Genomic DNA, 17,681 nt, shown 5'->3' with positions numbered 1-17,681 from the left:
TGCCTTATTCGTATAAATTTATGCGTGAGCGAAGCTCGTCAAGTGTCTCTTTGACGCGCTTTTGTGTGAAGTCTTTTATCGTTTTGTCATCATCAACTAGCTGCATGCAGTATCTGATGTAGCCCTTGTATGCTAGCTCAGTAACGAGCCTTAGCTTTAAAGATACGTTTTTTACTTCATCTGGTGAGAGCATGATGTCAAAATTTGCCTCCAACTCTTCGCCGTCTTTAAAATTTGTAGCTTGTGAGCTTAATATGCTCATGCCGCCCTCTGAGATGTCATAAAGGCTACCAACAAGCTCGCCTTGCTCTCCTTTTAGAGAAATTTTGGTAAAGCGGTTTGGCAAGACGCGTTGAAATTTTCTCTTATTTGCATGCATGGTCGCTGTGCGTGAGAAATTTGAAAGAGTGACGCTTTTATCGGCGATATTGTAGTCGATGATGTCGGCGCGAAGTTGCTTTGAGAAGAAGCTATTTGGCAGGATAAAGCCCTTGCCATCTTGTTTCATGGCTAAAATTTGCATCATATCTACGCGAAAAACGACGCTATCTTCTTTAACCTCTAAAATTTCAGCTTCGTATTTTATATTTAGTCCATCGTATAAATTTAAAAACTCAGGGCGGACCTTGGCATTTTTCATGCGTGTAAATGTGTTGATCGGATCTTCATAAAAAAATGAGCCAGTATCGATCATCGTTTTTACCGTGGCTTCTTGGTGATCCTGCGTGTTATATAAAATTTCTTTCATCCTTGAGACGGCATTTACAAAATAGCCCACATATACTGCATCGTCGCAGGCGTGACTAAAATTTAGTGTCAAATTTAAGAGCAAAAAATTTACTAGCTCATCTTTTGCATTTAGTTTTGGTATTAGGCTGTTTAAGTCGTCGCGAATTTGTGTGGCATTTGGCTTTTGGATGAGTAGCGCATCAAAGATACTCTCAAGGCAAATTTTCATCTGCTCGTGTGGCACTACAAGGGTTAGTTGTCTGCAAAATTTGATGCCCTCATCTATAAATTTAGCTCTTAAACCAAGTATGCAATCCTCGCAATTTTCGACAAGTTCTTGCCTGCCCTTAAACTCCATGGGGTCTCCAAAAAAGGTTGTTTATTAAAACATCGCTATCATATATAAAGTTATATTAAAAAAATATTTAAATTTGTGTAGAGAGGAAATTTCTAGGCAAAGCTGCCTAGAAATTTGAATAATTATAGTTTGCTTTCGTTGTGTGAAAGGTAGTCGGCAACGCCTTCTGTGCTTGGTTTCATACCAGCGTCACCTTTGTGCCAGCCAGCTGGGCAAACTTCGCCGTGCTCATTTGTAAATAGCATAGTGTCTACCATTCTAATCATCTCGTCGATGTTTCTGCCAAGTGGTAGGTCGTTTATAACTGCGTGGCGAACTGTGCCATCTTTGTCAAGTAGGAATGATCCGCGAAGTGCTACGCCAGCGTCTTCTAGAAGTACGTCAAAGCCACGAGCGATTGATTTTGTCATGTCAGCTACGATCGGGAAGCGAACTTTGCCGATACCGCCTTTGTTTACTGGAGTCTCTTTCCATGCGAAGTGTGAGAACTGGTTGTCGCAAGAAACTGCGATAACTTCGATACCGCGTGACTTGAACTCGTCATATCTTTTGTCAAACGCGATGATCTCGCTTGGGCAAACGAATGTAAAGTCCATTGGATAGAAGAATACAACAGCGCCTTTTTCGCCGATGTTTTTGTAAAGGTTGAAATCATTTACAATTTGATTGTTTCCTAAAACTGCTGCAGCTGTAAAGTCAGGTGCTTTTTTTGTTACTAACATTTTTTCTCCTTAATAATAAATTTTATTGATTGCGAAATTATATCCATAAAAATTTAAATTCTAATTAAATAGATCTAAAAATTTAAAACAGTGTAATTTTAATATGCATTTGAAAATGAATGGAAATTTTTAAAAATTTATAGAAGATGTTGTAGAAATTTTATTAAATTTAGAGTTTTGGGTGCAGAAGCGGTTAATTACAGGTCGCTAAAATTTCTTCCGCCAAATTTTAGTATCGCCGAACCCCAAGTAAAGCCACCGCCAAATGCATCAAGAAGCAAAACAGAGCCATTTTTGATGCGCCCATCTTCGTAAGCATCATTCATCGCCATTGGGATCGAAGCAGAGCTTGTGTTACCGTATTTTGCAACCGTCAAAACGCACTGCTCGTCAGTGAAATTTAGTCTATTTTTTACGGCGTCTATTATCCTGATATTTGCTTGATGAGGTATGAAAAAGTCGATATCTTCGCTTTGCATTTTGTTTGCGTGTAAAATTTCTATCACGCTTTTGCTAAGCGTTTGAACCGCTATCTTAAAGACCTCATTTCCGCTCATGTGGATGAAATTTAGTCTATTTTTTAGCGTCTCATCGCTAGCTGGAAATGCACTGCCACATCCTGGAGTTATCAAAAGCTCAGCCTGTCTGCCATCGCTTGCAGTGTGGATGTCGATGATCTCGTTTTCTTCGCTAGCACTTATTACAGCAGCACCAGCTCCGTCGCCAAAAAGTATGCATGTGCTTCTGTCTGTGTAGTCGATTATCGAGCTTAGTTTTTCAGCTCCTATGATCAAGACATTTTTCTTAGCACCACTTACGATAAGAGAATTTGCAAGCTCTAAAAGATAGATAAATCCTGTACAAGCTGCACTTATATCAAAAGCTGTAATGCCAAAATTTAAGCCTAAATTTGAAGCTATCTTGCAAGCAGTTGAAGGCATGCAAAGATGATCTGGAGATATCGTAGCGCAGATTACCGCGTCGATTTGTGATTTTTCAAGCCCTGAGCGCTTTATAGCTAGCTCGGCAGCTTTTGTACCAAGATCGCTTGTTATCTCAGTCGTTGCGATATGTCTTTGCTCTATACCGGTTCGCTTCACTATCCACTCATCGCTCGTGTCAACCATTTTTTCAAAATCAAAATTTGTTAAAATTTTTTCTGGGACATATGACGCAATGGAGATCAATGAAGCTTTTGGCATATTTTACCTTGCAAAGTGTGAAAGTTCTTCTTCTATAACTTTATTTATATTTGAGTTAGCAAATTTAATTGCTTGAAAGATTGCATTTTTTATAGCTTTTGAGTTGCTTTTGCCATGACTTATGATGACGCAGCCATTTACACCAAGAAGCGGAGCACCGCCGTACTCATCGTAGCTGACCTGTTTTTTTAGGGTTTTAAAGACTTTCCTCATAAGCACTGATCCAGCCATAGCAAGGGGCGATTTTTTGACTTGTTTTTTGATGATCTTGCCTATGGCATCAGCGACACCTTCGCTTGTTTTTAGCAGGATATTTCCCATAAAACCGTCGCAAACCATGACATCAATGCTGCCATCAAAAATTTGATTGCCCTCTGCATTGCCAACAAAGCTATCAAGCCTAGAAACTAGTTTAAAGGCCTCTTTACTGACTTCATTGCCTTTGCTCTCTTCTTCGCCGTTTGATAAAAGACCTACTTTTGGCTCTTTTCTGCCTAAAATTTCTTTTGCATAGGCTTCGCCCATTATGGCAAACTGAAAAAGGTGCTCGCTTCTGCAATCAACATTTGCACCAACGTCCAAAACCAAAGTAGCTGTCTCTTTTGAATTAGGCATAAGTGTTGCGATCGCTGGACGAGATACATTTTTTAATCTACCAACTCTTAACGTAGCTAAACTCATAGTAGCACCGCTGTGACCAGCAGAAACGACAGCATCGACTTCTTTTTCTTTTAAAAGCTCAACAGCTTTGTAGATCGTGCTATCTTTTCTTTTTAGTGCGTCTGTCGCTCCGTCAGCCATAGAGATGACTTCAGTAGCTTCTATAAATTCTATATTTTTTAAATAGGGTTGTGGGATGAGTGGTTTTATGGCATTGCTATCGCCAACTAATACAGCTTTAAATTCTGTCTCTTTTAGTGCTTCAATAACGCCAGATATTATAGGATCTGCACCAAAATCACCACCCATAGCATCAATAGCAATGCGAATCATATTTTAGTATTCACCTGTTGTTTTGTTTATGCGGTGAGGCATTTTCCAAGAACCATCTTTGTCTTTTACAGGCACTGGAAGTGTAACTTTGTAATGTGTTCTACGTTTTGCTGCACGAGAATGACTCACTCTTCGCTTTGGTACTGCCATTTTACTCTCCTTTATAAATTTTTACATTTTTCACAATAAAAATAATCGCTCTTAAAAGCTTCTAGCTCGCTTTCAAAAACTTCTTTTAAATCAATATTGCCATCAAAAAATTCAACCGTATCGCTAAGCTCATTTTCTCTGTCTTTATAGACACCGTCACTTAAATTTAGCTCTACGTCTTGATCGATAGGTAGCATAAATTCATCACCACATCGATCACAAATATATTTTATCTCACCCTTTATAGTGCCTTGGCATTTTACCAAAAAAGGGTCTTTTCTTTTTAAAATTCCACTAAAAATTAGATCATTATTTCTTACTAGCTCAAAGTTTATCTCTTTGTTTGCTATTTTAGAAAACGGAATAATCAAATTCTAGTCCAAAATTAGCAAATTTCTCTTGAAGCAAAGAAGAAATTTATCTCATTTACAGCGTTTTCTAGGCTATCGCTTCCGTGAACTGCATTTGCGTCAATGCTATCAGCAAAATCGGCTCTAATAGTGCCAGGAGCTGCTTCTTTTGGGTTAGTTGCACCCATTAGCTCGCGGTTTTTAGCAACTGCATTTTCGCCCTCTAAAACCATAACTACGACTGGTCCGCTTACCATAAAATCAACTAGATCGTTGAAAAAAGGTCTATCTTTATGAACTGCATAAAATGCTTTTGCATCGCATTTGCTAAGTTTGATTTTCTTTGCAGCTGCGATTCTTAAGCCATTGCTTTCAAATCTATCTATAATCTTTCCAACAACATTTTTCTTAACAGCGTCAGGCTTAATAATAGAAAGTGTTCTTTGCATAAATTTTCCTTAAAATTTAGGTTATTTAAATGAAGTTGGCAATTATATCAAATAAAGCTTAAAAATAAAATAGGCTCAAATTTGAGCCTAAATTTTGTAAATTTATTGGATAACTGGAGTGCTGCCAGTGCGAGCGTCAGCACCGATTTGATCACGTGAAGGTTGTCCTGCTACTACGGCATCCCAAACGATGCAACCATCAGTTGGACAGGCAGATGCACAGGCTGGCTCGTCGTTGTAACCTACGCACTCAACGCATTTGTTTGAATAAACATAGTATGTATCTGCTCCAGTTGGGTTGTCGCTATCATCAACAATAGCTGAAACTGGGCACTCATCGATGCATGAACCACAGCTTATACATATATCGGTTATTTTTACAGACATTTTTTCTCCTTAAATAAAATTTTGGCGTAGAATATCAAAAAAAACTGAAAATGATATAAATATACTCTTAAATTTTCACAGCACACTTAATTTCTCTAAACTACTTTATAAAGTTTTTATCACTTTTAGACTAAATTTACAGATTAAAATTTTAAAAAGGTCGTATAAATTTAATGAATGATACTATAAAAATAACTGGCGCACGTGAGCACAATCTTAAAAATTTAAACCTTGAAATCCCAAAAAACAAACTAGTAGTTTTTACCGGTCTTAGCGGCAGTGGCAAGAGCACACTAGCCTTTGACACGCTCTACGCCGAGGGGCAGCGCAGGTATATGGAGAGCCTTAGCAGCTATGCTAGGCAGTTTTTAGACCGCGTGGGCAAGCCTGATGTTGATAAGATCGAGGGTTTAACGCCTGCAATCGCGATCGATCAAAAGACAACTTCAAAAAATCCTCGCTCAACGGTTGGCACGATCACTGAAATTTATGATTATCTAAGGCTTTTATACGCAAGGGTTGGCGTGCAGCACTGCCATAAATGCGGCAAACCTATCTCAAAAATGAGTGCGAGCGACATCATAAATGAAATTTCAAAGCTCCCACTTGGCACAAAAGTGATCATCTATGCGCCGCTAGTTCGTGAGAAAAAGGGAACATGGGCGGATCTGATCGAAAATTTACGTCAAAAAGGCTTTGTTAGAGCACATATAGATGGCGTGGTGGTGAGGCTTGATGAGGAGATTGAGCTTGCAAAAACGAAAAAACACACGATCAAAGTTATCGTTGATAGGATCGCCATCGACGAGCAAAATCACGAACGTCTTGCAAGCGACGTCGAAAAGGCGCTAAATGAGAGCTTTGGTGAGGTCGAGATAGAGATCGCAAATGCTGACGAGCTGGGCTTAAAAGAGAGTTTTATACATTATAGCGAGCACATGGCTTGTTTTGACTGCAAAATTTCATTTACGCCGCTTGAGCCGCTAAGCTTTAGCTTCAACTCACCAAAGGGCGCTTGCGAGCACTGCGACGGACTTGGCATAAGATATAGCCTAGATATGAGCAAGATCATCGACGAGGAAAAGTCGATAGAAAACGGCGCTATCAAGCTACTTTATGGCTATAACATGAGTTATTACTATAAATTTTTACTTGCTTTTTGCGAGCAAAACGGCATCGATATCAAAAAGCCATATTATGAGCTTAGCGAAGATGAAAAGAGGCTCGTTTTATATGGCAACGTCAAGGATGTTGAGTTCTTTTGGAAGCGAAATAAGCTGCTTAGAAAATTTGATGGCGTGGTTAAAATTTCACACGGGCTTTTGAAGGATTATAAAGATTTTGATGAGTATATGAGTGAGAAAATTTGTGACGCTTGTAATGGCCACAGGCTAAAGCCTCAAAGCCTAGCGGTCAAGGTCGCTGGCCTTGGGCTTGGTGAAATTTTGGATATGAGCATAGAAAACTGCACCACATTTTTTTCAAATGAGAAAAATTTTGCCTATCTTAGCGACTACGACAAGGCGATCGCAAAGCCTATCTTAAAAGAGATCAACGAGAGGCTTTTCTTTTTGTATGATGTGGGACTTGGCTACTTGTCGCTTGGGCGTGATGCTAGGACGATCAGCGGTGGCGAGGCACAGCGCATCAGGATAGCTAGCCAGATAGGAAGTGGGCTAAGTGGCGTCATGTATGTGCTTGATGAGCCAAGCATCGGCCTTCACGAGCGAGATACGTTAAAACTCATAAAAACACTTAGAAATTTGCAAGCCAAAGGCAACTCCGTGATTGTCGTCGAGCATGATAAAAAGACGATAGAGGAGGCTGACTATATAGTAGATATCGGCCCTGGAGCTGGTAAATTTGGCGGTAGTGTGGTTTTTGCAGGCACGGCAAAAGAGCTTTTAAACTCAGACACTCAGACTGCACAATACATAAATGGTAAGAAAAAGATCGACTATCAAAAAAATAGAAAGGCTGAGAAGTGGCTCGAAATTTCAAATGTAAATATCAACAATATCTCAAATTTAACCGCTAAATTTCCGCTTAGAAACCTTGTGGGTATCACTGGCGTTTCAGGATCTGGCAAGAGCTCGCTAGTGCTTCAGACCTTGCTCCCAGAGGCGCAGGAGCAGCTAAATAGAGCTAAAAAAGTGAAAAAGATAGCTGGGGTAAATTTAAGCGGACTTGAGAATTTAGACAAGGTCATATACCTCGATCAAAGCCCGATCGGCCGCACTCCACGCTCAAATCCAGCAACTTACACTGGCGTTATGGATGAGATAAGAAATTTATTTGCGCAGACTAAAGAGGCAAAGCTTAGAGGCTATAAAATAGGACGTTTTAGTTTCAACGTCAAAGGTGGGCGCTGCGAGAAGTGCCAAGGCGAGGGTGAGATCACGATCGAGATGCACTTTTTGCCTGATATAAACGTGGTTTGTGACGTTTGTAATGGCGCTAGATATAACGCTCAGACCTTGGAAATTTTATATAAAGGCAAAAATATCGCCGAGGTGCTAAATATGAGTATAGATGAGGCGGTTGAGTTTTTTAAGGCTGTGCCAAAGATCGCTTCAAAGCTCACCACGCTGCAGGACGTAGGGCTTGGCTACATCACACTTGGACAAAATGCAGTCACACTTAGTGGCGGCGAGGCGCAGCGCGTGAAGCTAGCAAAAGAGCTTAGTAGAAGTGACACTGGAAATACGCTTTACATCCTTGATGAGCCAACGACAGGACTTCATTTTGCAGATGTTGATAGGCTGGTAAAGGTACTAAATCACCTAGTTGATCTTGGAAATTCAGTCTTTGTGATCGAGCATAATATGGATGTTATCAAAAACTGCGACTATATCGTAGATATGGGACCAGAAGGCGGTGCAAAAGGCGGTAAAGTGATAGCTTGTGGCAGCGTTAAAGATGTAGCTAAAAATTACAAAAAAACTGGCAGCTACACAGGGGAATTTCTAGCGCAAGAGCTTGCTTTGTTAAAAGCGAAATAAAATAAATTTAGTAGTTTGGTATTTGTCTAAAATGCCAAACTATATATAATAAGTAAGATAAATTAAAATTGCTAAATTTTAAGTGGATTTAAAAAGAGAAGGGGCGAATGCCCCTGGGGTTATGCAGCTGGATAAACAGATACTTTTTTTCTGTTTTTATCAAGTCTTTCAAATTTTACAAAGCCATCGACTAATGCAAAAATAGTGTGATCTTTGCCAAGACCTACGTTATTTCCAGCGTGAGTAGCTGTTCCTCTTTGGCGGATGATTATATTTCCAGCACGAACGAACTCGCCACCAAATTTCTTAACACCTAATCGGCGTCCGATACTATCACGGTTATTCTGGGTTGAACCTTGACCTTTTTTGTGTGCCATATCTTATCTCCTTAAGCTGCGATACTTACGACTTTTACACGTGTGAATTGTCTTCTAAAGCCGCGTTTTAGTTTTGAGTCTTTACGTCTGCGTTTTTTGTAGATAACTACTTTTTTGTCTTTGCCTTCATTAACGACCTCAAGAACAACTTTTGCACCCTTAACAAATGGCGCACCTACCTTTACTTCGCCGTCATTTACAGCTAAAACTTCTGTAATCTCAACGGTTGATTTAGCTTCAGCACTAAAGTGATCTAGCTTAAGGAACTCGCCTTCGCTAACACGATATTGCTTACCGCCATGCTTAAATATAGCGTATTTTGACATACTCTACCTTTCTAAAATTTGGTAAGACCAAAAAGCACTTTTTTGCAAAAGATTTATGGAGCTTTGTTGGTTGTAAGGTGTGAATATTAGCCAAAAGTTTATAAATTCTACTTTAATGCCCCTGATCTTATGATCTCATCAGCTAAATTTCTTATCATAGATGTGTGATCTAATAAAAATGTTTTATCACTTGGCAAATGTGGCTGATATATCAGCGTTTTAGCTACTGGCGCGTTTAAGATCACATTTATCAGTTTAAATTCAGGCGGAAAAGTAAAATAAAGTTTTGGCTTGGGAATTTCATTTTGAAAGAGCCTATTTGCGTAAAATTTACTGAAATTTTCATTTTTTGGTAGCTTTATCTCTTTAAAGAGTTCAAGCGGTAAAAAGTAGCGCGCCAAGGCGTGAAGTCCGTGCGCAAAAATGTAAAGTCGTTTTTCAAATTTAGGCGCATCTGTCCTACCAAAAGTGGAGCAAAATTTCTGCAAATGCTCGCTCATAGCAGCCGTATCTTTTTCATGCAAGGCAAGCACAAATTTAACCGCCTCTCTTTCATTTGCTGGCTTTTTAGACTCTGCAAAAGTGCGAGCTTTTTCTAGGGCAGGGGCAAGTAAATTTTCATCTTGCCAAAGCATCGCCGTGAGCAGATCATGCATAACGCATAGAAATTTATAGCCGTTTTTGCTAGGTGGCAGGCCTTTTGGAAAGATGCTTGCCATACTATCTGTGTCGCCACAAGCGATAGCAAAAAACGCTGGTATGAGCTTCTCGCACTGATCATATCCGCCGCTGCATCCTGGGAGTAAATTTAGCTTAGCGTATTGAAAGATGAGATCATTTAGCGCCTCGGCGTCGCCATCAGCTAGGCACTTTTCAAGACAAAAGTCGTAGCGTCTAGCTCTTGAAAAAGAGAGCAATCGTATGAGCTCACATAAAAAGTCGTATTCGTTTAAATTTTTCTCTTTTATCTGGGCGTAAATGCTTGCGTACTCGTCTAAAAGTAGCTCTTCATCGCTTTTTGGTGGTTTTTTGGTTTTGAAAATGTTAAATAAGCCTTCTAAAAATGACATTTTACGTCTCCTTATTTTTGCTAATTTTAGCCAAAAACGCCTAAAATAGCTTATTTTTTTGAATTGCAAAATTTAAATTTAGCGGATAGTTTAACCGCATTTTGGCTATAATCGCCCCAAATTTAAGCGAGCTTAGGACAAAGATGGCAGGCGAAGATCAGGAAAAAACCGAAGAAGCGACCCCCAAAAAGATAGAAGACGCCAAAAAGGACGGCAACGTCCCAAAAAGCCAGGACCTATCAGGCTTCGTGACCTTAGTCATTGCTATTGGTGTGCTGCTTGCGATGCTAAATTTTATGAAAGATCAGGTCATCTCGCTTTACATCTATTACTCTAAATTTATAGGTCAGCCACTGACTTTGCCAACGGTAAAAATGATCGTTGCAAATACCTTTGGCAGGGCTCTTTTGATGATCCTGCCAGTTTGTATCTGCGTCGCGGTAGCCGGCATAATCGCAAATGTAATGCAGTTTGGTTTTATATTTACCACAAAGCCTATAACGCCAAATTTTGGCAAGATAAATCCACTAAAAGGGCTAAAAAACCTCTTTTCAATGAAAAAGGCGATCGAGAGCGTCAAGATCGTCGTTAAGGTAAGCATCGTCTTTGGCGTTGGATTTTACTTTTTCTTGCAGTTTATAAAAGAGCTTCCGCACACGCTCTTTTTTTCTATGTTTGATCAGCTCGCGTGGCTAAAAGAGAAGCTCATCATCCTAGTTAGCGTCATGCTTTTTATACTTTTTGTGATCGGCCTTGCTGACCTGCTTATCGTGCGTTTTCAGTATTTTAAGGACCTTCGTATGAGCAAGCAAGAGATCAAGGACGAATACAAGCAGATGGAGGGTGACCCGCAGGTTAAGGGCAGGATCCGCCAAGCGCAAATGCGTGCAGCCAAGCGCCGAATGATGCAAAATATCCCGCAAGCTGACGTCGTCATCACAAACCCAACTCACTATGCCGTGGCGATCAGATATGACAAAAGCCGTGACGAAGCACCGATAATACTAGCTAAGGGGGTTGATTTCTTAGCGCTTCAGATAAAGAAAGTGGCTGTTGAAAACGGAGTGCAAATTTATGAAAATCCACCTCTTGCAAGGGAGCTTTATAGAGTTTGCGAGGTCGATGATACGATACCAGCGCACCTTTTTAGGGCTGTGGCTGAAGTGCTAAGCTTTGTTTATATGAGTAATAAGCAGAAATTTCAAGATAAACTTTGAGAGCATTAAGCCAAAAAATTTTATAAAAATAGTAGTAAATTTTGTATAAAAAAGACAAGCTGCCTTTAAAACAGCTTGTCAGAAATAAAATCTTAGTTAAGATATCCGTATATATTTGCTAGCACCCAGCCAACAGCACAAGAGCTAAATACACCTATGAAACCAGGGATGATAAAGCTGTGGTTGATTACATATTTACCAATATGTGTTGTGCCTGAGCGGTCAAACTGCACGGCTGCAAGGTCGCTTGGATATGTTGGAAGGATGAAGTATCCATAGCAAGCAGTGGCAAATGCAACAATAACGCCTGGGTGAACGCCTATTTGAACAGCGAGTGGCACGAAAGTCGCAGCTGCAGCAGCTTGAGAGTTTAGGAATTTTGATATAAGCATACCAACTACTATATACATCCAAGGATATGCTTTCATAACCTCGCCAAGTGAGCCTTTAAGCATATCAATGTGAGAGTGGAACATTGTCTCAGCCATCCAACTAATGCCATAAATCGCAACAAGTGCAACCATACCGCTGTGGAAGATTTCATTTTGACCGATCTTGGCTGCTTTGATGCCTGAGTAGATCATCATGATAGATGCTGCTAAAAGCATGAAAATTTGGATCGTATCAACCATGCCAAGTGGTGCAGTCTTTTTCATGGTATCTTTTACTACAATGCTCGCATTTGCGATAGTTTCGCTTTTATCGCCTGCAGTGATAACAACATCAGCGCCGTTTGAAACAATGCTTTGTGTTACTTTATTGTCTTTATCTAGCACTTGAACGCTTGTAAATTTAGTAGCGTCTTTTACTTTATTGTCTTTTACGTTTGAAACGATTTTGCTATCGCCAACCATAGAAACAACTTGTCCGTCTTTAACAGTGATGTTTTTAACTGTTTTTTTATCTACGATTATTTCTATTGATTTACCAGGAACATTGCTTGTCCAGCTTGGGCGAAGTTGTTTGTAATAGCCTAGAACCGCAACAACAGCAATCGTAGCAAGGAATATCCACATAACATTCCATTGTTTTTTTGGCAAATGAACACCGATTAATGAATGTGCCTCATCAGAACCATATATATATTTTCTTTGCTCTGGATCAGCTATTTTTGCTTGGAATTCTGGATCTTTATCAAGATCTTTACCTCTAAATACTGAGTAAGTTCCTATACAAAGCACGCCCAAAAATGTAGAAGGAATGGTAACTTTTAATAGATCAACATAGCTTGTAAAGCCCTCAATATGAACTGTGCCAGTACCAAGAAGAACAGCAACCATAGACACACCAGCAACTGAAACTGGGCTTGCGATAATAGCAAGTTGTGATGAGATCGTAGTAGCTGCCATCGGACGTTCTGGACGGATACCACTTTTCATTGATACGTCATAGATGATCGGTAAAAGTGTATAAACTGTGTGACCTGTACCGCAAAGCACTGTTAGTGTCCAGCCACAAATCGGTGCAAGATAACAAACTGTTCTTGGATGTTTTCTAAGCGCTCTTTCAGCGATCTGAAGCATAACATCAAGACCACCAGCTGCTTGAAGTGTAGCACTTGCTACAACAACTGCGAGAATAGTTAATATAACATCAATAGCAGGCTTACCTGGTTTTAAATCAAATGCAAACACCAAAATAACAAGACCGATGCCGCCAAGGACACCAAGTGCCATACCACCTTTTTTTGCTCCGTAGAACAAACAGCCGAGCACGACAATCAATTGTAAGAAAAACTGCGTACTCTCAGACAAACTTGTAAGAAATTCCATGATTTCTCCCTTTTCGAAAATTACACGCGGAGTATATAAATATTAAAATTAAATACTAATTAAAAAAGATATGTAGAATTTAATATTACATTTAATTCTTGTTATCTTATCTATATTTTTGTGGAAACATTAAATATATTTAAAAGAAAGATTGAGATAAAATCCTAAAAGCAAACAACTAATAGTTACATTTAAGGAGAGAAGCATGCAAATCCCTATCGCTTATGGCAAAGATGACCATATAAATTTAAAAATAGACGAAAAAAATCTGCTTGGTGTTTTTGACCCAAACAAGGTCGCTAAATTTGACGAAGTAGCGCTTATCGCAAAGGCTTTAGCAAATCCGATAAATCAAAAGAGCTTTGATGAGTTTATCGCTGGCGATGAAAAGATCGTTATTATCGTAAATGACGGCACAAGACCTACGCCAACTGCTAAAATTTTAAAGCAAATTTACCCAAAGCTTCGCGATAAAAATAAAATTTTCATCATCGCCACTGGCTGTCACAGAGAGGGCACGCTAGATGAATACAATATGATATTTTCTAAAGAAATTTACCCAGAGATCAGAGCTAAAAACGAGGTTCACGACCACGACTCAAAGCACGATGAGATGGTCTTTTTAGGCGAGAGCAAAAACGGCACACAGATGTATCTAAATAAGATCGTAGCTGAAGCTAAAAAGGTGATCGTTATAGGTTCAGTCGAACCCCACTATTTCGCAGGCTACACCGGCGGTAGAAAGGCCTTTTTGCCAGGCACTGCCTCATACGAAAGCATCACGCAAAACCACAAACTAGCACTTAGTCCTGACGCTCAGGCACTGCGCCTAGAGGGCAACCCTGTGCATGAAGATATGATCGATGCGATGAAAGTTCTTTCAAATATCGATGTATTTTCTATACAGACTGTGCTTGATAGCGAGGACGGCGTCTATTATGCGAGTGCTGGCGATCTGAACGATAGCTTTTATGACTGCGTGAAAAAGGCTGATGAGGTTTTCTGCGTAAATATCCCACAAAAGGCTGACATCGTGATCTCGGTGGCACCATATCCTATGGATGTCGATCTTTATCAGGCGCAAAAAGCCCTAGATAACGGCAAACTAGCGCTTGCGCAGGATGGAATTTTAATAATGGTCGCAAAATGCCGCACAGGCATCGGTCCAAAACCTTTCTTTGACCTTATGGCATCGGCCGATACGCCAAAAAAAGTGCTAGAAAAGATAAATTCTGGCTTTAAGCTTGGTTATCACAAAGCTGCAAAAATGGCTGAAATTTCGCTTTGGGCGCAGACTTGGGCTGTGACTGATCTAAGCGACGATGAGATGAGAGCTGTGCATCTAAATCCGTATCACGACCTACAAAAAGCCGTAGATGAGGCGCTAGCGCAAAAAGGCAATGACGCAAAAATAATCATCTTGCCGTTTGGCTCTATGACCGTGCCTAAGGTGTGAGTTTGGCTAAAATTTTATACTATGACGCAAGCTCTGGCATTAGCGGCGATATGAATTTAGCTGCTCTTGTCGGGCTTGGTGTGGATTTTGGCTATCTTTGCTCTGAGCTAGAGAAGCTAAATTTGAGCGGAGAATTTCGCTTAGAGCAAAAAAACGTAGTAAAAAACAGCATAGCTGCGACCAAAATAGACGTCGTGCTACTAAAATCTCAGCCTCACGCTAGAAGCTACGCTGATATCAAGCAAATTTTGGCTAGCTCAAATTTGAGCGAGATTTGCAAGAAAAAGGCCGCTGCGATATTTCATGTGATCGCACAGGCTGAAGCGAAGGTGCATAAAGTTAGCATCGATGAGGTGCATTTTCACGAGGTTGGAGCGCTTGATAGCATAGTAGATGTCGTTGGAGCGGCGGTCTGCTTTGAGTATTTGTCTAAAAATTTTGGCATTTCTAGGGTCGTTAGCTCAAAGATCGAGCTTGGCGGCGGCATAGTAAAGTGCGACCACGGCTATCTTAACGTCCCAGCGCCAGCGGTTTGTGAAATTTTAAAAGATGTGCCAGTTAGTCTTGGGCGAGCAAATTTTGAGATGACTACGCCAACAGGTGCTGCGATACTAAAAGCATGCGCAGATGAGTTTGTAAGTGAGATAAATTTCAAAATAGAAAAAGTAGCTTACGGAGCCGGCGAAAAAAATGCGCCAAATTTTGCAAATGCCCTTCGTGCGATGATCTGCGAGGTGGATGAGAGCCAAAATTTAGTGCAAAAAATGATATCTACAAACATAGACGATATGGACGCAGAAAGCTTTGCTTTTGCATGTGAAATTTTACGTGAAAATGGCGCTCTAGACGTCTTTAGTCACTCTATCTATATGAAAAAAGGACGCATCGGCTTTGAGTTAGACGTCTTGTGTAAAAGAGAAGATGCGAAAAAGCTAAAAGAGCTTATATTTACGCACACGACGGCCATTGGCGTTCGCGAGATAGATGTCGTAAAAACCGAGCTAAAGCGAAAATTTGTAAGTGTTGAGACGAAATTTGGCGATATAAGGCTAAAAATCTCAGGCGAGGATGAAAAGGCAAAGCCTGAATTTGACGAGTGTAAAAACGCTGCACTTATGCATAAAACATCGATATTTCATGTAAAAAAAGAAATTTTTAAAAAGTATGACGAAATTAGAAATTCTAAAAAATGATATAAAAAAGCTAGGAAATTTAGCCGTTGCATTTAGCGGCGGTGTGGATAGCTCACTACTGCTAAAGGTCGCTGCGGACGTGCTTGGCGAAAATGCGCTAGCATTCACGGTAAAATCGCCATATATGTCTTTGCGCGAGATAGACGAGGCAGCAAAATTTGCTAAATTTTATGGCATCAGGCACGAGATATTTGAAGTGGGTATCGCCGATGAGATAAAGCTCAATCCGCAAAATCGCTGTTATCTTTGTAAAAAAGCAGTTTTTTCAAGGCTTATCGCACGCGCAAACGAGCTTGGTTTTACAAATTTGGCTGATGGCACAAACAAGGACGATCTTGGCGAATATCGCCCAGGTTTAAAGGCAAAAGAGGAGCTTGGTGTGCTTTCGCCTCTAATAAATTTACGTAAATTTGAGATCCGCGAGCTCTCACGTGAGCTAAATTTAGCAACAGCAGACAAGCCAAGCTACGCATGCTTGCTAACTCGTTTGCCTCATGAAAAAGAGATAAGCGCAGATGGGCTAAATTTAGTAGAAGCGGCTGAAAATTTACTGATAAAAAGCGGCTACGCAAATGTGCGAGCAAGGCTTGATGATAGAAAAATGAAGCTACAAATGCCATTTTCTAGCATGCAAAGCTTTTTAAATGACGTGAAATTTAAGTCTATCGTTAAAAAGCTAGTTGCACTAGGAGCAGCAGAGGTGACGCTTGATCTAAAAGGGCTTAGAGAGGATGTTTTAGCATGAGTGAGGCTGAAATTTTAGAATTTATCGCTGGTATAAAAAACGGCAAGATGAGCGAGCAAGATGCGCTAAAGTATCTAAAAAACTACCCATTTAACGACATTGGATGCGCCAAGATCGACACTCAGCGTGCTTTGCGAAATGGCACTGGAGAGGTGATATATGGGGCAAATAAAACAGATGATGAAATTTTGCAAATCGCTAGTGCGATCGGCGAAAAAAATGAAAATATCTTAATCACAAGAACAAATGAGAGCGTTTTTAAACGCATTCATGAGATCTTTCCACAGGCAAATTTTAACGCTCGTGGCAGGGTGATCAGCGTCAAATTTCAAGAGTCTGCGCCTACAAAAAGCTATATAGCTATCGTCTCTGCTGGCACTGCTGATGGTACAGTCGTGGAGGAGGCTTATGAGACGGCAAAATTCTTAGGCAATGACGTGAGAAAATTTACCGATGTCGGCGTGGCAGGGCTACATAGGCTGGTCGCAAAGCTTGACGAGATACGCGGTGCAAAGGTCGTGATTGCCGTTGCTGGCATGGAGGGCGCACTTGCTAGCGTGCTAGCTGGGCTTGTAAGCTCTCCAGTGATCGCAGTGCCTACTAGCGTGGGATATGGGGCAAATTTTGGCGGATTATCAGCACTGCTAGCCATGCTAAATAGCTGTGCAAATGGCATAAGTGTCGTAAATATCGACAACGGATACGGCGCTGCATATAACGCGAGCCTGATAAATCATTTGTAATTTTATGCTTGTAGCACTGAAAAATAGACTAAATTTAAAGAAAAAGAGTTGTGAGAGTTAAATTTAAGCTGGAGAAAAGAGGCTTTAGCAAAAAAGAGAAAGTTTGCGGTCGAGGCTAGCATTTTTGGCTATAGCTGGTGTGATCTTAGTAACTGAAATTTACATCGCAGTTTGCGTAAAGGGTGGCTTTGTGCGGCACTACGCTGGCGACGTTTTGGCTGTTATCTTGCTTTACGCTTTGGCAAGGGCTATTTTTAGCGTGACGCCGTCAAATTTAGCGCTTAAAATTTTTGCTTTTGCGGCGGCTTTGGAGATTGCGCAGTATTTTGGAGTGGTGCAAATTTTAGGCATAGAAAATAAAATTTTAAAGATAATGATCGGCGGGACGTTTGATCTTACCGATCTACTCTGCTACGCGGCTGGCTGTATTTTAGCGGGCG

The 17,681-nt window shown here is 40.4% G+C and carries 19 protein-coding genes; 7 read left to right on the top strand and 12 right to left on the bottom strand.

All coding sequences use genetic code 11. The features are described from left to right. Nucleotides 1–4: 4 nt before the first annotated feature. The 8 genes from CYP05_RS07395 to CYP05_RS07360 all read right to left on the bottom strand — a co-directional run bounded on the left by CYP05_RS07395 (nt 5) and on the right by CYP05_RS07360 (nt 5,340). A complete protein-coding gene (locus tag CYP05_RS07395) occupies nt 5–1,087 on the bottom strand; it encodes a PilZ domain-containing protein (RefSeq protein WP_009294380.1) in 1,083 nt (360 codons plus the stop codon). A gap of 122 nt (nt 1,088–1,209) precedes the next feature. Beyond that, a complete protein-coding gene (locus CYP05_RS07390; protein ID WP_002942572.1) occupies nt 1,210–1,809 on the bottom strand; it encodes a peroxiredoxin in 600 nt (199 codons plus the stop codon). A 197-nt stretch (nt 1,810–2,006) separates the two neighbouring features. Further along, nucleotides 2,007–3,011, bottom strand: a complete 1,005-nt coding sequence (locus tag CYP05_RS07385) for a beta-ketoacyl-ACP synthase III (protein WP_103642478.1) — start codon at nt 3,009–3,011, stop codon at nt 2,007–2,009. A 3-nt stretch (nt 3,012–3,014) separates the two neighbouring features. After that, a complete protein-coding gene (gene plsX, locus CYP05_RS07380) occupies nt 3,015–4,004 on the bottom strand; it encodes a phosphate acyltransferase PlsX (protein WP_009294377.1) in 990 nt (329 codons plus the stop codon). A 3-nt stretch (nt 4,005–4,007) separates the two neighbouring features. Further along, entirely contained in the window at nt 4,008–4,154 is a 147-nt protein-coding gene (gene rpmF / locus CYP05_RS07375) for a 50S ribosomal protein L32 (protein WP_002942540.1), read from the bottom strand. Nucleotides 4,155–4,165: 11 nt separating this feature from the next. After that, the gene (locus tag CYP05_RS07370; RefSeq protein ID WP_103571456.1) at nt 4,166–4,525 is read right to left on the bottom strand and encodes a hypothetical protein; all 360 of its coding nucleotides are present in this window, start codon (nt 4,523–4,525) and stop codon (nt 4,166–4,168) included. A gap of 14 nt (nt 4,526–4,539) precedes the next feature. Then, nucleotides 4,540–4,953 (bottom strand): nucleoside-diphosphate kinase, encoded by a 414-nt coding sequence (gene ndk, locus CYP05_RS07365; protein ID WP_002942517.1) that lies wholly within the window; start codon nt 4,951–4,953, stop codon nt 4,540–4,542. Between the two features lie 102 nt (nt 4,954–5,055). Beyond that, on the bottom strand, nt 5,056–5,340 hold the full coding sequence (locus CYP05_RS07360) for an NADH-quinone oxidoreductase subunit I (RefSeq protein WP_002942606.1): 285 nt from the start codon (nt 5,338–5,340) through the stop codon (nt 5,056–5,058). 173 nt (nt 5,341–5,513) lie between these two features. Here CYP05_RS07360 and uvrA point away from each other — a divergent pair, with 173 nt between their 5' ends. Continuing rightward, nucleotides 5,514–8,342: an excinuclease ABC subunit UvrA gene (gene uvrA, locus CYP05_RS07355; RefSeq protein ID WP_103642477.1), complete on the top strand. Its 2,829-nt coding sequence runs from the start codon at nt 5,514–5,516 to the stop codon at nt 8,340–8,342. A 119-nt stretch (nt 8,343–8,461) separates the two neighbouring features. Here uvrA and rpmA read toward each other — a convergent pair whose 3' ends face one another. The 3 genes from rpmA to CYP05_RS07340 form a co-directional block, all read right to left on the bottom strand. Beyond that, nucleotides 8,462–8,719, bottom strand: coding sequence for a 50S ribosomal protein L27 (rpmA, locus tag CYP05_RS07350; protein ID WP_002942569.1), 258 nt, complete (start codon nt 8,717–8,719; stop codon nt 8,462–8,464). Nucleotides 8,720–8,730: 11 nt separating this feature from the next. Beyond that, nucleotides 8,731–9,045, bottom strand: coding sequence for a 50S ribosomal protein L21 (rplU, locus tag CYP05_RS07345; protein WP_002942523.1), 315 nt, complete (start codon nt 9,043–9,045; stop codon nt 8,731–8,733). A 107-nt stretch (nt 9,046–9,152) separates the two neighbouring features. Further along, nucleotides 9,153–10,115 (bottom strand): hypothetical protein, encoded by a 963-nt coding sequence (locus CYP05_RS07340; RefSeq protein ID WP_103642476.1) that lies wholly within the window; start codon nt 10,113–10,115, stop codon nt 9,153–9,155. A gap of 143 nt (nt 10,116–10,258) precedes the next feature. Here CYP05_RS07340 and flhB point away from each other — a divergent pair, with 143 nt between their 5' ends. After that, nucleotides 10,259–11,332, top strand: coding sequence for a flagellar biosynthesis protein FlhB (gene flhB / locus CYP05_RS07335; RefSeq protein WP_103642493.1), 1,074 nt, complete (start codon nt 10,259–10,261; stop codon nt 11,330–11,332). Between the two features lie 92 nt (nt 11,333–11,424). On the opposite strand, the gene CYP05_RS07330 is transcribed toward flhB, so the two are convergent. After that, nucleotides 11,425–13,104 carry an anaerobic C4-dicarboxylate transporter gene (locus CYP05_RS07330; RefSeq protein WP_103642475.1) on the bottom strand — a complete coding sequence of 560 codons (1,680 nt, stop codon included), beginning with the start codon at nt 13,102–13,104 and terminating at the stop codon, nt 11,425–11,427. Between the two features lie 205 nt (nt 13,105–13,309). Here CYP05_RS07330 and larA point away from each other — a divergent pair, with 205 nt between their 5' ends. The 5 genes from larA to CYP05_RS07305 all read left to right on the top strand — a co-directional run. Further along, complete coding sequence (gene larA / locus CYP05_RS07325) at nt 13,310–14,560, top strand: nickel-dependent lactate racemase (RefSeq protein WP_103642474.1); 1,251 nt, start codon at nt 13,310–13,312, stop codon at nt 14,558–14,560. A gap of 2 nt (nt 14,561–14,562) precedes the next feature. Next, nucleotides 14,563–15,753: a nickel pincer cofactor biosynthesis protein LarC gene (gene larC, locus CYP05_RS07320; RefSeq protein WP_103642473.1), complete on the top strand. Its 1,191-nt coding sequence runs from the start codon at nt 14,563–14,565 to the stop codon at nt 15,751–15,753. Then, complete coding sequence (larE, locus tag CYP05_RS07315; protein WP_103642472.1) at nt 15,725–16,498, top strand: ATP-dependent sacrificial sulfur transferase LarE; 774 nt, start codon at nt 15,725–15,727, stop codon at nt 16,496–16,498. Before larC ends, larE begins: the two co-directional genes overlap by 29 nt. Beyond that, nucleotides 16,495–17,241 carry a nickel pincer cofactor biosynthesis protein LarB gene (gene larB / locus CYP05_RS07310; RefSeq protein WP_103642471.1) on the top strand — a complete coding sequence of 249 codons (747 nt, stop codon included), beginning with the start codon at nt 16,495–16,497 and terminating at the stop codon, nt 17,239–17,241. The genes larE and larB overlap by 4 nt, the downstream gene beginning before the upstream one ends. 103 nt (nt 17,242–17,344) lie before the next feature. Beyond that, nucleotides 17,345–17,681 (top strand): DUF2809 domain-containing protein (locus CYP05_RS07305; protein ID WP_258031541.1); only part of this gene is annotated, 337 nt, incomplete at its 3' end.

The organism is Campylobacter concisus, assembly GCF_002913545.1.
GTDB lineage: Bacteria > Campylobacterota > Campylobacteria > Campylobacterales > Campylobacteraceae > Campylobacter_A > Campylobacter_A concisus_AV.
Note: the sequence above shows the minus strand (reverse complement) of the source record. Positions and strands in the feature narration are given on the sequence as shown.